This is a genomic window from Streptomyces sp. NPDC005863, from assembly GCF_042871345.1.
Classification (GTDB): Bacteria; Actinomycetota; Actinomycetes; order Streptomycetales; family Streptomycetaceae; genus Streptomyces.
Genome location: NZ_JBIAII010000001.1, coordinates 1,219,724 through 1,241,398, shown reverse-complemented (window position 1 = coordinate 1,241,398; position 21,675 = coordinate 1,219,724). Strand labels below are relative to the sequence as shown.

Here is a 21,675-nt window from a genome sequence, read left to right as displayed (position 1 = left end):
ACGTCGTTGCCACGGAGCGCCGCGCAAGCGGGGCCAGGCAGCAAACCCGGCGGTGTGCCCGAGCGGCCAAAGGGAGCAGACTGTAAATCTGCCGGCTCAGCCTTCCCAGGTTCGAATCCTGGCGCCGCCACATGAAGGTAAACCCCCTCCGATCTGCGGAAACGCAGACCGGAGGGGGTTTCTTCGTTTGTGGTTTGGGGGCCCCGGCACCTTCCGGTGCGGGCGCGCTCGCGGACGGCGGGGCGGGCCTCGGCCTCTGAGGGCCGGATGAGAGCGGCGGCCCGTGCCCTGTCGCACTTACTCTCGGTAATGAGTAAGGGGCTTCCTGCTCGCTGTTTCTCCGCCTCTCCGTTCCCTCTTCGGCGGCGGATTAACGATCTCGCAGGTTTCGTGGACTCCGCGGTTTCGTGGACTCCGCAGGTTCGCGGGCTCCGCAGATTTCGCGGGTTCATGGGATTCGCGGTATTCGACGGAAAGCGGTCGAGGCGGAAGGCGTTCCCCGGGGATTCCTGTCTCGCTGACAGGTCCTCACGTACACGCCGTCCGCCCCGCCGTCACCGTTTCTGATCGACCGCCGATCAACCGCCGACGTACCAGCTGAACCCGCCGGACGCGACGAGGGCAAGCATCACGATGAACAGCACCACATCGACGATGCCCAGGATCAGGCCCGCCTTCGCCATGCCCAGGCTGCCCGTCTTCTGGCGCAAGGCGATCGCACCGAAGATGATCGCGAGCGGCCCGAGGACGAAGGACAGGAAGAACAGGCCGAGGATGCCGCAGACGAGTCCGGCCACCGCGAGGCCGTTTGTCCGGGCGCCGGGAGAAGCTGCTGAACGGCCACCGTAAACCGACATGGCCACACTCCTTGGAGATCGAATTCCAGTATTGCGTGACGCACCTTCAAGTGCCCCGGAATTCAGGCCGTAGTCCGCCTGACGGCAACGTAGTTGAGCATTCACACGGCGACGGAATCGGATCGTGCCGGAGGATCCGGCTCCGTTCAGCGAAGACGTGATCAGCGAAACGTGCGGCGGGAGTGGGCTGCGGGGGTCGCCCTGCGGGACCGCGCGTCGCGAGAGTCGGCGAGCGCCACCTCGGGGCCTCTGCGCGCAAAATGGGTGCATGACGTCCCGTCGCAGAAACTGTCCGGTGTGCCGCCGCGAGATCGCTGTCGTCGGCGGCCGGTTCGCCCGTCACGACCCGCCGGGCCCGCGCGGCACCGGCGACCTCGTCTCCTGCCCGGGCTCCCGCACGCATGCCCAACTGGGCGCGGCACAGCCCGCCCTGGACGGCTACGTCGTCCCGGACCTCCCCGGCCAGCTCCCCTTGTTCTGAGCGAAGCCCAAGGCCCCCGCAGGGCTCAAGGCGGCGCCCCAGGGCACCCCGGGGCCCTCCACCCCTCCGGAGAGCCCCTGAGGGCCCCTCAGGCCGCCCTGACCGCCCCTCAGGAACCCTCAGGCGCCCCTCTGGCGCCCCCGCGCCGCCCTCAGTTCCCCGCGACCGACTTGACCGCCACCGACACCGGCACGGACCCGCTGACCAGTTCCAGCGTCAGCCCGGCCGTCGCCGACGTCTCCACGAGCTCCGCGAGCACCGCGGCGACGTCGTCCCGCGGGATCGGGCCGCGGCCGGTGGACGCCTCCAGGCGTACGAGGCCGGTGCCCGCGTCGTCCGTCAGCATCCCGGGACGCAGGATCGTCCAGTCCAGGGCGGTACGCGCGCGTACGGACGCGTCGGCCTCGCCCTTGGCCCGCAGATAGGCATCGAAGATCTCGTCGCCCTGGTGCCGCGGATCGGCGCCCATCGACGACACGACGACGTAGCGCCGCACCCCGGCCCGCTCCGCCGCATCCGCGAACAGCACGGCCGCGTCCCGGTCCACGGTGCTCTTGCGGTCGACGCCGCTGCCCGGCCCCGCGCCCGCCGCGAAGACGGCTGCGTCGGCGCCGCGCAGGTGCCCGGCGACCTCGTCGACGGACGCCGACTCCAGGTCGCACAGCAGCGGTTCGGCACCCGCCTCGCGCAGATCGTCCTCCTGCCCGGAGTTGCGGATCAGCCCCGCGACCTCGTCACCACGCGCGGCGAGCAGACGCTCGAGCCGCAGCGCGATCTGACCATGACCACCAGCGATGACAATGCGCATACTGCCGACCGTACGACAGGGCGGACGGGAGCGCTCAACACGCGCGTGAGCACCAGGAAAACCACCGCAACGCACGCGCGCGTGAAGGGCCATCCGGGCCCACCGCCCCTCGCAGGAACGAACCCCGCACGAACGCATCCCACCGCCACGGACCCCACCCGCGCGCGGGTGCAGCCGCCGGCGTCACGCCGACGGTTCCTCCCCCTTGCCCCGCCCGGGCGGGGCCCCCGCCGACCGCCCCTGCCGAGGCAGGTCCAGCGCCACCGCGGCAGCGGAGTCGCAGTACTCGCGCACCGCGCTGGTCCGCGCCACGACGCGCCCCCGATGCACCACGATCCGGCTGTACGCCAGGGACAGCGCGCCCGAGAGCCGGTCGCCGCGCACGGCCAGCAACTCGGCCGGGAAGCCCGCCTCCACCCGCACCTCCGGCAGCCCCATGGCCGCCCGCGCCGCGCCGCTCACCGCGCCGTACGCCTCCTCGGGCCGCAGCCTGCACCGCGAGGCCAGCAGGTACGCGGCCTCCAGCGGATCCCCGCGCCCCACCGGATTCGACACGTCCCGCATCGCCCCGCTGCCCGCGGCGACCCGCACCCCCGCCGCCCGCAACAGCCGCACCGGGGCCACCCCGTGCCGCTCCGCGCCCCCGCAGCCGCCCTGGGGCAGGCAGACCACCGTCACCGCGGCCGCGGCCAACTGCTCGGCGGTGCGCGCCGCCACGTCCGAGGGGAGCCGCCCGAGGCCGGCGCACGGGCCGATCGTCACGCCCGCACGCATCCCGCCGGCCATCGCCGCGAGGCGCCCGAGCCGCGCCGGATCGTCACCGTCCGTGTGCAGGTCCACCGGGCAGCCGTGCTCCGCCGCGATCTCCAGGACCGCCTCCGCGTACCCCGTCGGATCGGGGTCGAGATCAGGACAACCGCCCACTACGGAGGCGCCCATCTTCACCGCGTCCCGCAGCATCGCGAGCCCGTCGGCCCCGGCGACACCGGTCAGCAGCCGCGGCACGGCGACGGCCGTCAGATCCACCAGGCCCCGCAGCGAACGCCGCGCCTGCAGCACCGCCTCCATCGGGCCGAGCCCGTGGACGTCGCCGATCCGCACGTGCGACCGCAGCGCCGTCGCGCCGTGCCCGAGCTGCAGCAGCGCGGCCTCCGTGGCCCTGCGCTGCACGTCAGGGACGTCGTACGAGACCGGGCCCGGCGAGTCCGCCGACAGCGCCGTGTCGCCGTGTCCGTGCGGTTCCGCCGCCGCGGGCAGCAGCAGATAGCCGCTGAGGTCCACACGCGCGGCGTGTGTGCTCAGGCTGCCGGCCGTGCCGACCGCCTCGATGCGCCCGCCACCCAGACGGACGTCCACGGTCCGGCCGTCGGTGAGCCGGGCGCCACAGAGCAGCAGGGCCCCGGAGTCGTCCGCGGGGCCGGAATCGGAGGGGCCGGACGCGCCTGAGGAGTGGGGCTGCTGCGGCTGGCTGTCGGGCATCGCGCTCCTGGGGTTCGGGGGCGGCTGCAGTCGGGGGAGGCGTCAAGATCACGCAGCGTGTGCCGAGCCTAGGACGGCGAAAGGCCCGCTTCGAGGAGGAGCGGAATAGTCGTACCGGTGTGGTGCGGGTGCGATCCGCGTACGCGGATGAGGCGTTCAGAGACCCCTGGGACGGGCCCGCCGATGCCCTCGGACGGCCCCGGCGAAACGGATTTGGGCGATCGGCGGGCAACCGTGTAATGTCTTCATCGCTCGCCCCAATAGCTCAGTCGGTAGAGCGTCTCCATGGTAAGGAGAAGGTCTGCGGTTCGATTCCGCATTGGGGCTCTGATGTTGCGTGATCCTCGCCTTCGGGCGGGGTGATCCGGCATCGCAGCGGTGTAGCTCAGTCGGTAGAGCAAGCGGCTCATAATCGCTGTGTCACCGGTTCAAGTCCGGTCACCGCTACTAACGGTAGCCGATTGTGGGGTCGGTCCTTCGATCGGCTACTCTTTTATGCGTTCATCCGTCCATCCGTCCGTCCAAGGAGCACTCACGTGGCTGCCACCGACGTCCGCCCGAAGATCACGCTGGCCTGCGTGGAGTGCAAGGAGCGGAACTACATCACCAAGAAGAACCGGCGTAACGACCCGGACCGTCTTGAGATGAAGAAGCACTGCCCGCGCTGCAACGCGCACACTGCGCACCGCGAAACGCGCTAAACACAGGCTCGTACACGAGGCCGTCCCCTTTTTCTGGGGGCGGCCTCGTGTCGTTATGTCGTTACGAAACCAACCGCAGGAGGTACCGGGCCCATGGCGCTCGACCAGTCCTTCGTGGGGCGGTCCTATCCCCCCACTGATCCTTATGAGGTCGGCCGGGAGAAGATCCGCGAGTTCGCCGAGGCGGTGGGGGACGCCAATCCCGCGTACACCGACCCGGAGGCCGCCAGGACGCTCGGTCACCCGGACGTGATCGCGCCGCCGACTTTTGTGTTCGCGATCACGTTCAAGGCGGCCGGTCAGGTCATCGAGGACCCCCAGCTCGGTCTCGACTACAGCCGGGTGGTGCACGGCGACCAGAAGTTCGCCTACGTCCGCCCGGTGCGCGCCGGTGACCGGCTCACCGTCAGCTCGACGATCGAGTCCATCAAGTCGCTCGCGGGCAACGACATCCTGGACATCCGCGGCGAGGTCCACGACGAGGCCGGCGAGCACGTCGTGACCGCCTGGACCAAGCTCGTCGCGCGTGCGGCGGAGCCCGCGGCGAAGGAGGCCTGAGGCGATGACGGCGAAGATTTCCTACGACGACGTCGAGGTCGGCACCGAGCTGCCGGCCCAGTCCTTCCCCGTGACGCGCGACACGCTCGTGCGGTACGCGGGCGCTTCCGGTGACTTCAACCCGATCCACTGGAACGAGAAGTTCGCGGTCGAGGTCGGTCTGCCCGACGTCATCGCGCACGGCATGTTCACCATGGCCGAGGCGATCCGCGTCGTGACCGACTGGCTGGGCGACCCCGGAGCGGTCGTCGAGTACGGCGTGCGCTTCACCCGGCCCGTCGTCGTCCCCAACGACGACAAGGGCGCCACGATCGAGGTCAGCGCCAAGGTCGCGGCCAAGCTGGACGACGGCCGCGTCCGGGTCGACCTCCTCGCGAAGAGCGCGGAACAGAAGGTCCTGGGCATGTCGCGCGCGGTCGTGCAGCTGGCCTGAACCACCGGTTCTAACGTAAGGGGCGCCCTCTATTGCGGGGCGCCCCTTACGTATGGACGAGTCGGGCTCGCGACTCTTGACTACTTAGTGATTGGCCACTAACTTACTCGCATGGTCAGGATGAGCGCAGAGGAGCGGCGCGAGAGCGTCATCCGCGCGGCGATGGTCGAGTTCGCCCGCAGCGGCTACAAGGGCACCTCCACCGAGGCGATCGCCAAGCGGGTGGGTGTCTCGCAGCCGTATCTCTTCCGGCTCTTCCCGGACAAGCGGGCCATCTTCCTCGCCGCCGCCGAGCGGTGTTGCCAGGAGACCACGGAGGTCTTCCGGGCCGCGGCCGAAGGGCTGGAGGCGGAGGAGGCCGAGCACGCCATGGGGCGGGCCTACCAGGCGCTCATCGCGGACGACCCGGACAAGCTGCTCATGCAGATGCAGATGTACGTCGCCGCGTCCGCCGCGGAGGCGGCCGGTGATCCGGAGTTCAGCGCGACGCTGCGGGCCGCCTGGATGGAGATGTACGACACGGTGCATCTCGCGCGGGGGGCCGGGGTCGACGAGACGACCGCGTTCCTGGCGTACGGAATGCTGATCAACGTCCTGGTGTCGTTGGGGTTCCAGCCCGACCACCGGGTGTGGACCGGGTTCTACGAGCCGGCTCAGCCCAAGCAATGAGGCGGTGGTCCTGCGTGTCACGGGGGTGCGCGCAGGGTTCTGTCCGTCACGGGGGGTGCGTTTTTTTGCGCCCACGAAAGTTAGTCATCAATAACTAACCTCAGGGGAAGCGATGTCACAGCAGTTGGCACGGCCGATGTCACAGCGGACAGCACCGCGCGGGGGAATGGTCTGGGCCCTCGTCATCACCAGCGTCGCCGGATTCATGGCGGCCCTCGACAACCTCGTCGTCACCACGGCCCTGCCCTCCATCCGCGAGGACTTCGGCGGTGCGCTGCACGACCTCGAGTGGACGGTGAGCGCCTACACCCTCACCTTCGCCGTGCTGCTGATGTTCGGCGCGGCCCTGGGGGACCGGTTCGGCCGCCGGCGGCTCTTCCTCGTCGGCCTCACGGTCTTCACCGGAGCCTCCGCCGGCGCGGCCCTCGCGTCGAACCTCGAAGCACTCGTCGCCGCCCGCGCAGTGCAGGGTGTCGGCGCCGCCATCATGATGCCGCTCACGCTGACCCTGCTCACGGCGGCCGTCCCCGCGGCCAAGCGCGGTATGGCGTACGGGATATGGGGCGCCGTCAACGGCCTCGCGGTCGCCAGCGGTCCGCTGATCGGCGGCAGCCTCACCGAGCACGTCTCCTGGCAGTGGATCTTCTGGCTGAACGTCCCGCTCGGCCTGGCCCTGCTGCCGCTGGCCCGCCTCCGCCTCACCGAGTCGTACGGCTCCGGGGCGCGCCTGGACGTCGCGGGCACCCTGCTCGCCAGCGGTGGGCTCTTCGGCATCGTGTACGGCCTGATCCGCGGGCCGATCGACGGATGGGCCAGCGCGGCCGTGCTGACCAGCCTGATCGCCGGCGCCGCGCTGCTCGCCGGATTCGTCCGCCACGGCATCCGCACCAAGGCGCCCATGTTGCCGATGCGTCTCTTCCGCAGCCGTGCCTTCTCCGGCATCAACGCCGCGAGCCTGCTGATGTTCCTCGGCATGTTCGGCTCGATCTTCCTGCTCAGCCAGTACATGCAGGGCGTCCTCGGCTACTCGCCCACCGAGGCCGGGCTGCGCATGCTCCCCTGGACCGGCATGCCCATGCTCGTCTCGCCCCTCGCGGGTTACCTGTCCGACCGGATCGGCGGTCGCCCGGTCGTCGCCGCCGGGCTCTTCCTGCAGGCCGTGGGTCTGGCCTGGTACGCCGTCGTGGTGGCGCCCGACGCCACGTACACCGCGCAGCTGCCCGCCCTGATCGTCAGCGGCGTCGGCATGGCCCTGTACTTCGCGCCCGCCTCCAACCTGGTCATGTCCAGTGTCCTGCCGCACGAGCAGGGCATCGCCTCCGGCGCCAACAACGCGCTGCGCGAGGTGGGCGGCGCCCTCGGCATCGCCGTGATGTCGTCGATCTTCTCGGCGCAGGGCGGCTACGCGTCCGGACAGAACTTCGTGGACGGTCTGCGGCCCGCGCTGTGGGTGGGCGCCGCGACGGTCGCCCTCGCCGCGGTGGCGGCGCTGTGCATCCCGGGCCGCCGGGCGCCGGCCGCGGGACCCGCCGAGCCCGCCGCGAAGTCCGAGGAGGAGCTGGCCGCCGTCTGAGCGCCCCGGCCCTTCCCGCACACACCCGAGAACGGCCCCGCCCTGACCGGCTGGGCCGTTCTCGTACTCTTGAGCACGTGCTGGAACTCCACGATGCCCCGCTCGCCCCGCTGACCACCTTTCGGCTCGGCGGCCCCGCGACCCGTCTGATCACCGCGACGACCGACGCCGAGGTGATCGCCGCCGTCCGTGCGGCCGACGACTCCGGAACGCCTCTGCTGATCATCGGCGGCGGCTCCAACCTGGTCATCGGCGACAAGGGCTTCGACGGCACCGCCCTGCGCATCGCCACCCAGGGCTTCGACCTGGACGGCACGCGGCTGGAGCTGGCCGCGGGCGAGACTTGGACCGACGCCGTGGCGCGGACCGTCGACGCCGGTCTCGCGGGCATCGAGTGCCTCGCCGGAATCCCCGGCTCCGCGGGCGCGACGCCGATCCAGAACGTGGGGGCGTACGGCCAGGAGGTCTCGTCGACGATCACCGAGGTGATCGCGTACGACCGGACGACGCGCGAGACGGTCACCCTGACGAACGCCGAGTGCGACTTCTCGTACCGGCACAGCCGCTTCAAGGCCGACCCCGACCGGTTCGTGGTGCTGCGCGTCCGCTTCGAGCTGGAGGACGCGCAGGGGATGAGCGCCCCCCTCAAGTACCCCGAGACGGCCCGCACGCTCGGCGTCGAGGCCGGCGACCGGGTCCCCGCCGCGGTCGCCCGCGAGACCGTCCTGAAGCTGCGCGCGGGCAAGGGCATGGTGCTCGATCCCGAGGACCACGACAGCTGGTCGGCCGGGTCCTTCTTCACCAACCCCATCCTCACCGAGGAGGAGTTCACCGCCTTCCACGCGCGCGTGACGGACCGCCTCGGCCCCGACGTCGCGCCGCCGGCCTTCCCCACGGGCGACGGCCGCGTGAAGACCTCCGCCGCCTGGCTCATCGACCGGGCGGGCTTCACCAAGGGCTACGGAGAGGGCCGGGCCCGCATCTCCACCAAGCACACGCTCGCGCTCACCAACCGCGGCGGCGCGAGCACCGAGGACCTTCTGGAGCTGGCCCGCGAGGTCGTCGCCGGAGTGCGGGACGCCTTCGGGGTGACCCTCGTCAACGAACCGGTGACGGTGGGCGTCAGCCTGTAGCGCCCGGCGCCCGGCAACGGCCCTGAAGACCCTCGGCCGACCCGCCCCTCAGCCGGCCAGCCACTCGTCCACCCCGGCCAGCAGCTTGTCGCGCACGTCCACGGGCGCGGCCGAGCCGCGGATCGACTGCCGGGCCAGCTCGGCCAGCTCGGCGTCGGTGAAGGCGTGGTCCCTGCGCGCGATCTCGTACTGGGCGGCGAGCCGCGACCCGAAGAGCAGCGGGTCGTCCGCGCCTAGCGCTATCGGCACCCCGGCCTCGAAGAGCGTCCGCAGCGGCACGTCCTGGGGCTTCTCGTAGACCCCCAGGGCCACGTTGGACGCCGGGCACACCTCGCACGTCACGCCCCGGTCCGCGAGCCGCTTCAGCAGGCGCGGGTCCTCGGCGGCCCGCACCCCGTGCCCGATGCGCACCGCGTCCAGGTCGTCCAGGCAGTCCCGCACCGACGCCGGGCCGGTGAGCTCACCGCCGTGCGGCGCCGCGAGCAGGCCGCCCTCGCGGGCGATGGCGAAGGCCCGGTCGAAGTCCCGCGCCATGCCGCGCCGTTCGTCGTTGGAGAGCCCGAAGCCGACGATCCCGCGGTCCGCGTACCGCACCGCGAGGCGGGCCAGCGTGCGGGCGTCCAGCGGGTGCTTCATGCGGTTGGCGGCGACCAGGACGCGCATCCCGAGGCCGGTCTCGCGCGAGGCGCTCCCGACGGCGTCCAGGATGACTTCCAGGGCGGGGATGAGACCGCCGAGGCGCGGCGCGTACGAGGTCGGGTCGACCTGGATCTCCAGCCACCCCGACCCGTCCCGCAGATCCTCCTCCGCGGCCTCGCGCACCAGGCGCTGGATGTCCTCCGGCTCACGCAGACAGGAGCGCGCGGCGTCGTAGAGCCGCTGGAAGCGGAACCATCCGCGTTCGTCCGTGGCCCGCAGCTTCGGCGGCTCGGCGCCGGTCAGCGCCTCCGGGAGCCGCACTCCGTACTTGTCGGCGAGTTCGAGAAGGGTGGCGGGCCGCATCGACCCGGTGAAGTGCAGGTGCAGATGGGCCTTGGGCAGCTCTCTTACGTCTCGTACGCGCTCCATTGGAGGATCTTGCCGCACGCACCTGTCGTCCCGGTAGCCGCTTTCCACCTTCGGGCCCTTCCCCGAACGAAGAAACGGGCCGCCCCTCCCGAAGGAGAGACGGCCCGCACGCGCGCGTGGAGCGCTGTTTCCGCGATCCCGGTGCCGTGGCCCGGGTCTCAGTCGCGGGCCTCGGCGAGCAGCTTCTGAATCCGCGAGACACCCTCGACGAGGTCCTCGTCCCCGAGCGCGTACGAGAGGCGCAGGTAGCCCGGCGTCCCGAAGGCCTCGCCCGGCACCACCGCGACCTCCGCCTCCTCCAGGATCAGCGCGGCCAGCTCGACGGAGTCCTGCGGGCGCTTGCCGCGGATCTCCTTGCCGATGAGGCCCTTCACCGACGGGTACGCGTAGAAGGCGCCCTCGGGCTCGGGGCAGACGACGCCCTGGATGTCGTTGAGCATCCGCACGATGGTCCTGCGGCGCCGGTCGAAGGCCTCACGCATCGTGTCGACGGCCGCCAGGTCGCCGGAGACGGCCGCGAGCGCTGCGGCCTGGGCGACGTTGGAGACGTTGGACGTGGCGTGCGACTGCAGGTTCGTCGCGGCCTTCACGACGTCCTTCGGGCCGATGATCCAGCCCACCCGCCAGCCGGTCATCGCGTACGTCTTGGCGACGCCGTTGACCACGACGCACTTGTCGCGCAGCTCGGGCAGGATCGCCGGCAGCGAGGTGAAGGCCGCGTCTCCGTAGACGAGGTGTTCGTAGATCTCGTCGGTCATGACCCACAGGCCGTGTCCGACGGCCCAGCGGCCGATCGCCTCGGCGTCGGCCTCGCTGTAGACGGCGCCCGTGGGGTTGGAGGGCGACACGAAGAGCACGACCTTCGTACGCTCCGTGCGCGCGGCCTCCAACTGCTCGACGGAGACGCGGTAGCCCGTGGTCTCGTCGGCGACGACCGGGACCGGGACGCCGCCGGCCAGACGGATCGACTCCGGGTACGTCGTCCAGTAGGGCGCCGGGACGATGACCTCGTCGCCCGGGTCGAGGATCGCGGCGAACGCCTCGTAGATGGCCTGCTTGCCGCCGTTGGTCACCAGGATCTGCGAGGCGTCGACCTCGTACCCGGAGTCGCGCAGGGTCTTCGCGGCGATCGCGGCCTTGAGCTCGGGCAGGCCCCCGGCCGGCGTGTAGCGGTGGAACTTCGGGTTCTTGCAGGCCTCGACGGCCGCCTCGACGATGTAGTCCGGAGTGGGGAAGTCGGGCTCGCCCGCGCCGAAGCCGATCACGGGACGGCCCGCGGCCTTGAGGGCCTTGGCCTTGGCGTCGACAGCGAGGGTCGCGGACTCGGAGATCGCGCCGATGCGCGCGGACACCCGGCGCTCGGTCGGAGAAGTTTCAGCGCTCATGGCCCCATCGTTCCAGACCCGGAAAGGCCCCCGCGCAGGGGTTTCCCGGCCCTCGGGGGGACTGCCGGATCCCTTTCTGTTCGACGGAGGGCCGCGGAGCACGTACACTCACTGCTCGTTGGCCCTCACCGGCCGCACCCTCTCCAGGCACTCCGTGCACATGGGCGGATGCGGTAGGTTGGGGGAAATCAAAGGGTCGTAGCTCAATTGGTAGAGCACTGGTCTCCAAAACCAGCGGTTGGGGGTTCAAGTCCCTCCGGCCCTGCTACACACTCCTTCGCCAGGATGTGTGCGCATGTACGTACTGCATTGCACCGCCGTGCGGCTCAACCGGGCGCGGCACGGCCACGACCCGGAATCAGGTGAGGACGAGTGACGGACGCCGTGGGCTCCATCGACAAGCCTGATGCCGAGGCGCCGGAGTCCAAGAAGGCCCGCAAGGGCGGCAAGCGCGGCAAGAAGGGCCCCTTCGGCCGTCTCGCGCTCTTCTACCGCCAGATCATCGCGGAGCTCCGCAAGGTCGTCTGGCCGACGCGCAGTCAGCTCACGACCTACACCACCGTGGTGATCGTCTTCGTCGTCATCATGATCGGTCTCGTGACCGTGATTGACTATGGCTTCAGCCACGCTGTCAAGTACATCTTCGGCTGAGCCGAGAGCGAAGGGCGCCGTACCCGGCGCCCCTATTCGCGTGTTCCACCCCATGCATCCAGGAAGAAGCAGCCACCGTGTCTGACCCGAACCTGAACGACGCCATCGAGTCGGTCGAGTCCGTTGAGGACGAGCTCGACATCGTCGAGGCGGCGGACGCCGAGGAGCCGGATCAGGCCGAGGCTGCCGACGCCGCCGCGGGCGAGCCCGCCGAAGAGGCCGCCATCCACCTGGAGGGCGATGCCGAGGCCGTCGCCGAGTCCGCCGAGGACGAGGCCGCCGTCGCCGAGGTCGCCGACGAGGAGCCCTCCGACGAGGACCTCTCCGACGAGGAGACCCTTGAGTCCGCCGAGGACGCCGAGGACACCGAGGGCGCTGCCGACGTCGCGGAGGAGCCCGAGGAGGAGGCCGAGCCGGTCGACCCGATCGTGGCCCTGCGCGAGGAGCTCCGCACCCTCCCCGGCGAGTGGTACGTCATCCACACCTACGCCGGTTACGAGAACCGCGTGAAGACCAACCTCGAGCAGCGCGCCGTCTCGCTGAACGTCGAGGACTTCATCTTCCAGGCCGAGGTGCCGCAGGAAGAGGTCGCCCAGATCAAGAACGGCGAGCGCAAGACGATCCGCCAGAACAAGCTCCCCGGCTACGTGCTGGTGCGCATGGACCTGACGAACGAGTCCTGGGGCGTCGTCCGCAACACCCCCGGCGTCACCGGCTTCGTGGGCAACGCCTACGACCCGTACCCGCTGACCCTGGACGAGATCGTCAAGATGCTCGCGCCGGAGGCCGAGGAGAAGGCCGCCCGTGAGGCCGCCGAGGCCGAGGGCAAGCCCGCTCCGCAGCGCAAGGTCGAGGTCCAGGTCCTGGACTTCGAGGTCGGCGACTCGGTCACCGTCACCGACGGCCCGTTCGCGACGCTGCAGGCGACCATCAACGAGATCAACGCCGACTCGAAGAAGGTCAAGGGCCTCGTCGAGATCTTCGGCCGCGAGACCCCGGTCGAGCTCAGCTTCGACCAGATCCAGAAGAACTAGCCCTCCCGGGCGCCCTCTGGAACACACGCCTCCGACCAGGTCAGACAGGCTGCGAAAGCCGGTCTGACCTGCTCGGTTTTTAGCCGCACGTCTATACCCGTTATCGTTGTGCGGTATGCCTCCATCCGGATGACCGGATGGCCGGCTGAAAACTCTCACTAGGACCCGGAGAGAGCAATGCCTCCCAAGAAGAAGAAGGTCACGGGGCTCATCAAGCTCCAGATCCAGGCCGGCGCAGCCAACCCGGCCCCGCCGGTCGGCCCCGCGCTGGGCCAGCACGGCGTCAACATCATGGAGTTCTGCAAGGCCTACAACGCCGCGACCGAGTCGCAGCGTGGCTGGGTGATCCCGGTGGAGATCACGGTCTACGAAGACCGCTCCTTCACCTTCATCACCAAGACGCCGCCGGCCGCCAAGATGATCCTCAAGGCCGCTGGTGTCGAGAAGGGCTCCGGCGAGCCCCACAAGACCAAGGTCGCCAAGATCACCGAGGCGCAGGTCCGCGAGATCGCCACGACCAAGATGGAAGACCTCAACGCCAACGACCTGGACGCCGCGTCGAAGATCATCGCCGGCACCGCCCGTTCCATGGGCATCACGGTCGAGGGCTGAGCTTCCTCTCCGTCCGACCTTTCTCCGTGGTAGGACCAAGCGCTGGTCCGAACCACAACTCCATACCTGTCACGCGGCCGAGCCGCGCGATGTAACCGCACAGGAGCAGTAGTGAAGCGCAGCAAGACTCTCCGCGCTGCGGACGCCAAGATCGACCGGGAGAAGCTGTACGCCCCGCTCGAGGCCGTCCGTCTCGCCAAGGAGACCTCCTCGACCAAGTTCGACGGCACCGTCGAGGTCGCCATGCGTCTGGGTGTCGACCCGCGCAAGGCCGACCAGATGGTCCGCGGCACCGTGAACCTCCCGCACGGCACCGGCAAGACCGCCCGGGTCCTGGTCTTCGCGACCGGTGACCGTGCTGCGGCCGCGGAAGCCGCTGGAGCCGACATCGTCGGCGCCGACGAGCTCATCGACGAGGTCGCGAAGGGCCGCCTGGACTTCGACGCCGTCGTCGCCACCCCGGACCTCATGGGCAAGGTCGGCCGCCTCGGCCGCGTGCTCGGTCCGCGTGGTCTGATGCCGAACCCGAAGACCGGCACCGTGACCCCCGATGTCGTGAAGGCCGTCAACGACATCAAGGGCGGCAAGATCGAGTTCCGCGTCGACAAGCACTCGAACCTGCACTTCATCATCGGCAAGGTGTCCTTCGACGACACCAAGCTGGTGGAGAACTACGCCGCGGCCCTGGAGGAGATCCTCCGTCTGAAGCCGTCGGCCGCCAAGGGTCGCTACATCAAGAAGGCCGCCCTCACCACCACGATGGGCCCCGGCATCCCGCTGGACTCGAACCGCACCCGCAACCTCCTCACCGAGGAGGACCCGGCCGCCGTCTGAAACTGACGGCAGCCGCGTCGCGTACGCGTTCTGTGGACGGGCCCCGCAACCTTTCGAGGTGCGGGGCCCGTCCTGTTTGTGTACGGACCTTTCGGATACGCATGTCAGTGGTCTGCGTTAGCGTGCAGGCTCCATGAAGGCCAAGGGGTGGGATACATGAACAGCATTACGACGCGCCGTGCCGGTCTCTCGATCGCGGTGGTGGCCGCGCTGACGGGGCTCGCGGCCTGCGGCTCGGACGGCTCTTCGGACACGGCGGACAAGCGCAAGGACAAGGGCGGCATCAACATGAGTCCGATAGCCGCCCTGCGCACCGTCGAGAAGTCCACCGACAAGGCGGACACCGCCAAGATCGACGGCTCGACCACCATGGGCTCGCTCTCTTCCATGGACATGAAGGGCGTGATGGGCTGGTCGGACGGCATCACCGGCAACGTCACGGTGACCTTCACCGGCGGCACCCAGGCCCAGCAGATGAAGCAGCTCGGCCAGCCGCAGCTCGACTACCGCTACCTGAAGAACGGCTTCTACGCGAACATGGGCGACCGGTTCGCGGCCGAGGCGGGCGGCGGCAAGCACTGGCTCGAGTACGACTACGACACCCTGGCCGAGATGAGCGGCGCCGCGGGCGAGGCCTTCCAGGACCAGATGCAGAACACCACGCCGAACCAGTCGGTGAAGATGCTGCTGGCCTCCGGCGACGTGAAGCGCGTCGGCCAGGAGAACGTCCGGGGGACGAAGGCGACCCACTACTCGGGCAAGGTCGACATGGCGGACTTCACCGCCAAGAGCTCGGACCTGGACGCGGACCAGAAGTCCGAGCTGAAGAAGCAGTTCGATCAGCTCGGCATGGACACCGAGAAGATCGACATCTGGGTCAACGGTGACGACCTGCTGGTCAAGAAGGTCGAGAAGGCCGAGACGAAGAACGGTCCCTTCTCGCAGACCGCCTACTACAGCGACTACGGCACCCCGCTCTCCGTGGAGAAGCCCCCGGCCTCGGACACCATGAGCTTCAAGGACCTGCTGAAGCAGCAGCAGCCGGCCGCCTAGGCACGGCCGCGGACCCCACCGCCGAAGAACCCGGAGGAAGGCGCGGCTTTCCTTCGGGTAATCTCGGCGCACCGCAATATATAGATCAAATGTTCCTAGGGGTGGGGTCATGAGTATTTCCGTACGCAGGGGACGCAGGAGAACCGCGGCCGTCGCGATGGCGGCCCTGCTGCTCGCGGGCGGCGCCGTCGGCTGTGGGTCGGAGAAGTCCGACAAGGCCGGGGACGACATGTCGCCCGTGGCGGCCGTGAAGAAGGCCGCGAAGAAGACCGAGGACCTCACGTCGTTCACGTTCCGGATGCGCGGCAGCGTCCCCGAGAGCGGGAAGGTCAGGGCCGACGCGTCGATGAGCACCAAGCCGCTCGCGATGCAGATGAAGATGTCCGCGCCCGACCAGGGCCCGGACAAGATGGAGATCCGTTACGTCGACGGCGCGATGTACCTCGGCGGCGGCGAGGCGGCCGCCAAGGAGATGGACGGCAAGAGCTGGCTCAAGTTCGACGCCAAGGCCATGGAGAAGCAGGCCGGCAAGGGCGCCGGGAGCTCCGTCTCCGCGCAGGCCGACAACAACCCGGCCGACCAGTCCTCGCTCATGACCGGCTCCAAGGACCTCAAGAAGGTCGGCAGCGAGACCGTCGAGGGCGTCGAGACCACCCGCTACACCGGCACCGTCTCGCTCGCTCAGATGCGCAAGCTGACCGAGAAAGAGGACGCGGCCACCCGCAAGCGCCGCGAGAAGGGCATAAAGCAGTACGAGGACATGGGGCTGCAGAAGCTCACCATGGACATGTGGGTCGACGGTGAGGACCACACCAAGCAGTTCCGCGCCCGCGGCAAGGGCGACAAGGGCGCCCTGGACCTGACGATCACCTTCGTGGACTACAACAAGCCGGTGCACGTCGAGGCTCCGCCGAAGGGCGAGGTCATGGACCTCGGCAAGGAGCTGGGCGGCCCCCAGGGCTGACGTCCGCCCGGATTTGCCCCGCGCGCACCCGTTCGCGTACGCTTCCACAGAAGCCAAAGACCGCTGGTCGTTGCTGTGCTCCCGCAAGGAGTGCAGCGGCCGAAGGATCCGCTGAAACTGCGGACGACCCGCGCAGGTGACTGTGGAAGTGCTCCCGGACGGGATTCCGTTTGGTCGAGCTCATGCCCCGGCGCCTGCGCCGGGGCGTTTTGTTTTGTCGGCCCCTTCTGAGCGGTCCTCATCACCCGGAAGGAGGCCGACGCCCTATGCCGACGCCCGACAAGGCTGCCGCGGTAGCCGAGCTCACGGACAAGTTCCGCAGCTCGAACGCCGCCGTGCTGACCGAGTACCGGGGTCTCACCGTGGCCCAGCTCAAGCAGCTGCGCCGTTCCCTCGGTGAAAACTCCGAGTACGCCGTGGTGAAGAACACGCTGACCAAGATCGCGGCCAACGAGGCCGGGATCAACACGCTGGACGACCTGTTCACGGGTCCGACGGCGGTTGCCTTCGTCACCGGTGACCCGGTGGAGTCGGCGAAGGGTCTTCGTGACTTCGCCAAGGACAACCCGAACCTCGTCATCAAGGGCGGTGTCCTTGACGGCAAGGCGCTGTCCGCCGACGAGTTCAAGAAGCTCGCGGACCTCGAGTCCCGCGAGGTTCTGCTCGCCAAGCTGGCCGGTGCCATGAAGGGCAAGCAGACGCAGACTGCGCAGCTCTTCCAGGCTCTGCCGTCGAAGTTCGTCCGCACCGCGGAAGCGCTTCGTGCCAAGCAGGCCGAGCAGGGCGGTGCCGAGTAATTCGGCTCGCACATTGACCGCCGCCTGAGGCGACGGTCACAGCGGGCCCAACGTACGCCCGCCTCCATGTACACACGGCACCAGCCGAATTAGTGGAAGGACGCCACCATGGCGAAGCTGTCCCAGGACGACCTGCTCGCGCAGTTCGAAGAGATGACCCTCATCGAGCTCTCCGAGTTCGTGAAGGCCTTCGAGGAGAAGTTCGACGTCACCGCCGCCGCGGCCGTCGCCGCTGCCCCGGCCGGCCCGGCCGCCGCCGCCGAGGTTGCCGAGGAGCAGGACGAGTTCGACGTCATCCTCACGGGTGCCGGCGAGAAGAAGATCCAGGTCATCAAGGTCGTGCGTGAGCTGACCTCGCTGGGCCTGAAGGAGGCCAAGGACCTCGTCGACGGCACCCCGAAGCCGGTCCTCGAGAAGGTCACCAAGGAGGCCGCCGAGAAGGCCGCCGAGTCCCTCAAGGGCGCCGGCGCCTCCGTCGAGGTCAAGTGACTTCACGAGTCGTCTGACTCTCTTTCCCGTGCTTCGGCGGAAACGCTGTAACGCACGGGCCGCCAAGGGCGATCACCCATGTGGGTGGTCGCCTTTCGGCGTTCCTGGGCCACCCGTGAGGGCTGCCTTGCGATGTCGTTCGCGGCGAGTATGGTGATCTTCGTTGTGCCTGGGAACGGCCCGTGACGATGATGTTCCAAGGGTCGAGTCGGGGCAGGGGGGCCTTGACGAACCGCACGCAGCGCGCAATTCTCAGGACGCGTCGTCACAACCGATCCGGATCCGAGGCATGGATCGGCGGCGAAGAGGGCAGTATCGATGTGCGTTGAGGACGTGGCTTGCAGCAGGGGTTGAGAACAACGAGGGTCTCCCAGAACCCGCACTGGACATCAGTGGGCCGTTTGGCTACACTGACCCTTTGCGCTGCCTGTTAGCTGCCTCCTGCCCGTCACCAGGGGCATGCCCATGCTTGAGCACTGCGGACCGGAACTTCCCTGACCTGGCCATTCAGCCAAATCAGGAGAGCCTGTCCCCGTGTCCATCTTGGGACCGGTACGCGCGTAGTGAGTCCGAGCCCTCGGAAGGACCCCCTCTTGGCCGCCTCGCGCACTGCCTCGACCGCGAATACGAACAACGGCGCAAGCACCGCCCCGCTGCGCATCTCCTTTGCAAAGATCAAGGAGCCCCTCGAGGTTCCGAACCTTCTTGCGCTGCAGACCGAAAGCTTTGACTGGCTGCTCGGCAATGACGCGTGGAAGGCTCGTGTCGAGGCGGCTCTGGACAGCGGACAGGACGTCCCCACCAAGTCCGGTCTGGAGGAGATCTTCGAGGAGATCTCCCCGATCGAGGACTTCTCCGGGTCGATGTCCCTGACGTTCCGCGACCACCGTTTCGAGCCTCCGAAGAACTCGATCGACGAGTGCAAGGAGCGCGACTTCACGTTCGCCGCCCCGCTCTTCGTCACCGCCGAGTTCACCAACAACGAGACCGGTGAGATCAAGTCTCAGACGGTCTTCATGGGCGACTTCCCGCTCATGACCAACAAGGGCACCTTCGTCATCAACGGCACCGAGCGTGTCGTCGTGTCGCAGCTGGTCCGTTCCCCCGGCGTCTACTTCGATTCCTCGATCGACAAGACGTCCGACAAGGACATCTTCTCCGCCAAGATCATCCCGTCCCGGGGTGCCTGGCTGGAGATGGAGATCGACAAGCGCGACATGGTCGGTGTCCGCATCGACCGCAAGCGCAAGCAGTCGGTCACCGTTCTGCTCAAGGCTCTCGGTTGGACGACCGAGCAGATCCTCGAGGAGTTCGGCGAGTACGAGTCCATGCGCGCCACCCTGGAGAAGGACCACACCCAGGGCCAGGACGACGCGCTGCTCGACATCTACCGCAAGCTCCGTCCGGGCGAGCCGCCGACCCGTGAGGCCGCTCAGACGCTGCTCGAGAACCTCTACTTCAACCCCAAGCGCTACGACCTCGCGAAGGTCGGCCGCTACAAGGTCAACAAGAAGCTGGGTGCGGACGCTCCGCTCGACGCGGGCATCCTCACGGTCGAGGACATCATCGCCTCGATCAAGTACCTGGTGAAGCTGCACGCCGGTGAGGTCGAGACCGTCGGTGACAGCGGCACGTCGATCGTCGTCGAGACCGACGACATCGACCACTTCGGCAACCGTCGTCTGCGCAACGTCGGCGAGCTCATCCAGAACCAGGTCCGCACGGGTCTGGCTCGTATGGAGCGCGTCGTCCGCGAGCGCATGACGACCCAGGACGTCGAGGCGATCACGCCGCAGACCCTGATCAACATCCGCCCCGTGGTGGCGTCGATCAAGGAATTCTTCGGCACCTCGCAGCTGTCGCAGTTCATGGACCAGAACAACCCGCTGTCGGGTCTCACCCACAAGCGCCGTCTGTCGGCGCTTGGCCCGGGTGGTCTCTCCCGTGAGCGGGCCGGCTTCGAGGTCCGTGACGTGCACCCGTCTCACTACGGCCGCATGTGCCCGATTGAGACCCCCGAAGGCCCGAACATCGGTCTGATCGGTTCGCTCGCCTCGTACGGCCGCGTCAACGCGTTCGGCTTCGTCGAGACGCCGTACCGCAAGGTCGTCGAGGGCCAGGTCACCGACGACGTCGACTACCTGACGGCCGACGAGGAGGACCGCTTCGTCATCGCGCAGGCCAACGCGCCGCTGACGGAGGACCTCCACTTCGCCGAGGCCCGCGTCCTGATCCGCCGCCGTGGCGGCGAGATCGACTACGTGCCCGGCACGGACGTCGACTACATGGACGTCTCGCCGCGCCAGATGGTGTCGGTCGCGACCGCCATGATCCCGTTCCTCGAGCACGACGACGCCAACCGTGCCCTCATGGGCGCGAACATGATGCGTCAGGCCGTGCCGCTGATCACCGCCGAGGCCCCCCTCGTCGGCACCGGCATGGAGTACCGCTGCGCGGTCGACGCCGGTGACGTGATCAAGGCCGAGAAGGCGGGTGTGGTCCAGGAGGTCTCCGCGGACTACGTCACCGTCACCAACGACGACGGCACGTACACCACGTACCGCATCGCCAAGTTCTCCCGGTCGAACCAGGGCACCTCCGTCAACCAGAAGGTTGTCGTCGACGAGGGCGCCCGCGTGATCGAGGGCCAGGTCCTGGCCGACGGTCCCGCGACCGAAGAGGGCGAGATGGCCCTCGGCAAGAACCTGCTCGTGGCGTTCATGCCCTGGGAGGGTCACAACTACGAGGACGCGATCATCCTGTCGCAGCGCCTCGTGCAGGACGACGTCCTCTCCTCGATCCACATCGAGGAGCACGAGGTCGACGCCCGTGACACCAAGCTGGGCCCGGAGGAGATCACCCGGGACATCCCGAACGTCTCCGAGGAGGTCCTCGCCGACCTCGACGAGCGCGGCATCATCCGTATCGGTGCCGAGGTCGTCGCCGGCGACATCCTCGTCGGCAAGGTCACGCCCAAGGGTGAGACCGAGCTGACGCCGGAGGAGCGCCTGCTCCGCGCGATCTTCGGTGAGAAGGCGCGCGAGGTGCGCGACACCTCCCTGAAGGTGCCGCACGGTGAGATCGGCAAGGTCATCGGCGTACGCGTCTTCGACCGTGAAGAGGGCGACGAGCTGCCGCCGGGCGTGAACCAGCTGGTTCGTGTCTACGTGGCGCAGAAGCGCAAGATCACGGACGGCGACAAGCTGGCCGGCCGGCACGGCAACAAGGGCGTCATCTCGAAGATCCTGCCCATCGAGGACATGCCGTTCCTCGAGGACGGAACTCCGGTCGACATCATCCTCAACCCGCTGGGTGTGCCGTCCCGAATGAACCCGGGACAGGTCCTGGAGATCCACCTCGGCTGGCTCGCCAGCCGCGGCTGGGACGTCTCCGGCCTCGGTGACGAGTGGGCCCAGCGCCTGCAGGCCATCGGCGCCGACCAGGTCGACCCCGGCACGAACGTCGCCACCCCCGTCTTCGACGGTGCGCGTGAGGACGAGCTCGCCGGTCTGCTCCAGCACACCATCCCGAACCGCGACGGCGAGCGCATGGTGCTTCCGTCCGGCAAGGCGCAGCTGTTCGACGGCCGCTCCGGTGAGCCGTTCCCGGACCCGATCTCGGTCGGGTACATGTACATCCTCAAGCTGCACCACCTGGTCGACGACAAGCTGCACGCGCGGTCGACCGGTCCGTACTCCATGATCACCCAGCAGCCGCTGGGTGGTAAGGCCCAGTTCGGTGGTCAGCGCTTCGGTGAGATGGAGGTGTGGGCGCTCGAGGCGTATGGCGCCGCGTACGCACTCCAGGAGCTCCTGACGATCAAGTCCGACGACGTGACCGGCCGCGTGAAGGTCTACGAGGCCATCGTCAAGGGCGAGAACATCCCCGAGCCCGGCATTCCCGAGTCCTTCAAGGTCCTCATCAAGGAAATGCAGTCGCTCTGCCTCAACGTGGAGGTGCTGTCCTCGGACGGCATGTCCATCGAGATGCGCGACACCGACGAGGACGTCTTCCGTGCGGCGGAGGAGCTCGGTATCGACCTGTCCCGGCGCGAGCCGAGCAGCGTCGAAGAGGTCTGACGGGTCTGGCCGGGACC

The 21,675-nt window shown here is 68.7% G+C and carries 21 protein-coding genes and 4 tRNA genes; 20 read left to right on the top strand and 5 right to left on the bottom strand.

Annotation, left to right across the window (positions count from 1 at the left end; all coding sequences use genetic code 11):
- Positions 1-48: 48 nt before the first annotated feature.
- Positions 49-130: transfer RNA gene (locus ACFYO9_RS05420), tRNA-Tyr, on the top strand.
- A gap of 448 nt (positions 131-578) precedes the next feature.
- On the opposite strand, the gene ACFYO9_RS05415 is transcribed toward ACFYO9_RS05420, so the two are convergent.
- On the bottom strand, positions 579-857 hold the full coding sequence (locus ACFYO9_RS05415; RefSeq protein ID WP_355803894.1) for a DUF4190 domain-containing protein: 279 nt from the start codon (positions 855-857) through the stop codon (positions 579-581).
- Between the two features lie 268 nt (positions 858-1,125).
- On the opposite strand from ACFYO9_RS05415, the gene ACFYO9_RS05410 reads away from it, so the two are divergent.
- Positions 1,126-1,338: a hypothetical protein gene (locus tag ACFYO9_RS05410; protein WP_358774740.1), complete on the top strand. Its 213-nt coding sequence runs from the start codon at positions 1,126-1,128 to the stop codon at positions 1,336-1,338.
- 151 nt (positions 1,339-1,489) lie between these two features.
- Here ACFYO9_RS05410 and ACFYO9_RS05405 read toward each other — a convergent pair whose 3' ends face one another.
- Positions 1,490-2,146 carry an SDR family oxidoreductase gene (locus ACFYO9_RS05405; RefSeq protein WP_355803890.1) on the bottom strand — a complete coding sequence of 219 codons (657 nt, stop codon included), beginning with the start codon at positions 2,144-2,146 and terminating at the stop codon, positions 1,490-1,492.
- A gap of 183 nt (positions 2,147-2,329) precedes the next feature.
- Complete coding sequence (locus ACFYO9_RS05400; RefSeq protein ID WP_358774742.1) at positions 2,330-3,625, bottom strand: amidohydrolase family protein; 1,296 nt, start codon at positions 3,623-3,625, stop codon at positions 2,330-2,332.
- Positions 3,626-3,879: 254 nt separating this feature from the next.
- Between ACFYO9_RS05400 and ACFYO9_RS05395 the strand changes: the two genes are divergently transcribed.
- From ACFYO9_RS05395 to ACFYO9_RS05360, 8 genes are all read left to right on the top strand, one after another.
- Positions 3,880-3,952, top strand: a tRNA-Thr gene (locus tag ACFYO9_RS05395).
- A 47-nt stretch (positions 3,953-3,999) separates the two neighbouring features.
- A tRNA-Met gene (locus ACFYO9_RS05390) sits at positions 4,000-4,072 on the top strand.
- 89 nt (positions 4,073-4,161) lie between these two features.
- Positions 4,162-4,326 (top strand): 50S ribosomal protein L33, encoded by a 165-nt coding sequence (rpmG, locus tag ACFYO9_RS05385; protein ID WP_004571794.1) that lies wholly within the window; start codon positions 4,162-4,164, stop codon positions 4,324-4,326.
- 93 nt (positions 4,327-4,419) lie between these two features.
- Complete coding sequence (locus tag ACFYO9_RS05380; RefSeq protein WP_355803885.1) at positions 4,420-4,884, top strand: MaoC family dehydratase N-terminal domain-containing protein; 465 nt, start codon at positions 4,420-4,422, stop codon at positions 4,882-4,884.
- A gap of 4 nt (positions 4,885-4,888) precedes the next feature.
- Positions 4,889-5,317 (top strand): MaoC family dehydratase, encoded by a 429-nt coding sequence (locus ACFYO9_RS05375; RefSeq protein ID WP_358712108.1) that lies wholly within the window; start codon positions 4,889-4,891, stop codon positions 5,315-5,317.
- A 120-nt stretch (positions 5,318-5,437) separates the two neighbouring features.
- A complete protein-coding gene (locus ACFYO9_RS05370; RefSeq protein ID WP_358774784.1) occupies positions 5,438-5,986 on the top strand; it encodes a helix-turn-helix domain-containing protein in 549 nt (182 codons plus the stop codon).
- Positions 5,987-6,122: 136 nt separating this feature from the next.
- The gene (locus ACFYO9_RS05365; protein ID WP_358774785.1) at positions 6,123-7,559 is read left to right on the top strand and encodes a DHA2 family efflux MFS transporter permease subunit; all 1,437 of its coding nucleotides are present in this window, start codon (positions 6,123-6,125) and stop codon (positions 7,557-7,559) included.
- A 50-nt stretch (positions 7,560-7,609) separates the two neighbouring features.
- On the top strand, positions 7,610-8,692 hold the full coding sequence (locus tag ACFYO9_RS05360) for a UDP-N-acetylmuramate dehydrogenase (protein WP_358774786.1): 1,083 nt from the start codon (positions 7,610-7,612) through the stop codon (positions 8,690-8,692).
- Between the two features lie 48 nt (positions 8,693-8,740).
- On the opposite strand, the gene ACFYO9_RS05355 is transcribed toward ACFYO9_RS05360, so the two are convergent.
- Both ACFYO9_RS05355 and ACFYO9_RS05350 read right to left on the bottom strand, forming a co-directional pair.
- Complete coding sequence (locus ACFYO9_RS05355) at positions 8,741-9,760, bottom strand: adenosine deaminase (RefSeq protein WP_355803879.1); 1,020 nt, start codon at positions 9,758-9,760, stop codon at positions 8,741-8,743.
- Positions 9,761-9,918: 158 nt separating this feature from the next.
- Positions 9,919-11,145 (bottom strand): pyridoxal phosphate-dependent aminotransferase, encoded by a 1,227-nt coding sequence (locus tag ACFYO9_RS05350; protein WP_355803877.1) that lies wholly within the window; start codon positions 11,143-11,145, stop codon positions 9,919-9,921.
- A gap of 192 nt (positions 11,146-11,337) precedes the next feature.
- Here ACFYO9_RS05350 and ACFYO9_RS05345 point away from each other — a divergent pair.
- From ACFYO9_RS05345 to rpoB, 10 genes are all read left to right on the top strand, one after another.
- Positions 11,338-11,410, top strand: a tRNA-Trp gene (locus tag ACFYO9_RS05345).
- A gap of 107 nt (positions 11,411-11,517) precedes the next feature.
- The gene (gene secE, locus ACFYO9_RS05340) at positions 11,518-11,796 is read left to right on the top strand and encodes a preprotein translocase subunit SecE (protein ID WP_355803875.1); all 279 of its coding nucleotides are present in this window, start codon (positions 11,518-11,520) and stop codon (positions 11,794-11,796) included.
- A 77-nt stretch (positions 11,797-11,873) separates the two neighbouring features.
- Positions 11,874-12,830 (top strand): transcription termination/antitermination protein NusG, encoded by a 957-nt coding sequence (gene nusG / locus ACFYO9_RS05335; RefSeq protein WP_358774745.1) that lies wholly within the window; start codon positions 11,874-11,876, stop codon positions 12,828-12,830.
- 177 nt (positions 12,831-13,007) lie between these two features.
- Positions 13,008-13,442 (top strand): 50S ribosomal protein L11, encoded by a 435-nt coding sequence (gene rplK / locus ACFYO9_RS05330; RefSeq protein ID WP_355803871.1) that lies wholly within the window; start codon positions 13,008-13,010, stop codon positions 13,440-13,442.
- Between the two features lie 111 nt (positions 13,443-13,553).
- On the top strand, positions 13,554-14,276 hold the full coding sequence (gene rplA, locus ACFYO9_RS05325) for a 50S ribosomal protein L1 (protein WP_150216780.1): 723 nt from the start codon (positions 13,554-13,556) through the stop codon (positions 14,274-14,276).
- 156 nt (positions 14,277-14,432) lie between these two features.
- Positions 14,433-15,329, top strand: coding sequence for a hypothetical protein (locus tag ACFYO9_RS05320; protein ID WP_358774747.1), 897 nt, complete (start codon positions 14,433-14,435; stop codon positions 15,327-15,329).
- A 109-nt stretch (positions 15,330-15,438) separates the two neighbouring features.
- Entirely contained in the window at positions 15,439-16,293 is an 855-nt protein-coding gene (locus tag ACFYO9_RS05315; protein ID WP_358774748.1) for an LppX_LprAFG lipoprotein, read from the top strand.
- Between the two features lie 266 nt (positions 16,294-16,559).
- Positions 16,560-17,090 carry a 50S ribosomal protein L10 gene (rplJ, locus tag ACFYO9_RS05310; protein ID WP_355803864.1) on the top strand — a complete coding sequence of 177 codons (531 nt, stop codon included), beginning with the start codon at positions 16,560-16,562 and terminating at the stop codon, positions 17,088-17,090.
- A gap of 108 nt (positions 17,091-17,198) precedes the next feature.
- Positions 17,199-17,579 (top strand): 50S ribosomal protein L7/L12, encoded by a 381-nt coding sequence (gene rplL / locus ACFYO9_RS05305; protein WP_355803863.1) that lies wholly within the window; start codon positions 17,199-17,201, stop codon positions 17,577-17,579.
- A gap of 593 nt (positions 17,580-18,172) precedes the next feature.
- On the top strand, positions 18,173-21,658 hold the full coding sequence (gene rpoB, locus ACFYO9_RS05300) for a DNA-directed RNA polymerase subunit beta (RefSeq protein WP_355803861.1): 3,486 nt from the start codon (positions 18,173-18,175) through the stop codon (positions 21,656-21,658).
- Positions 21,659-21,675: the final 17 nt, after the last annotated feature.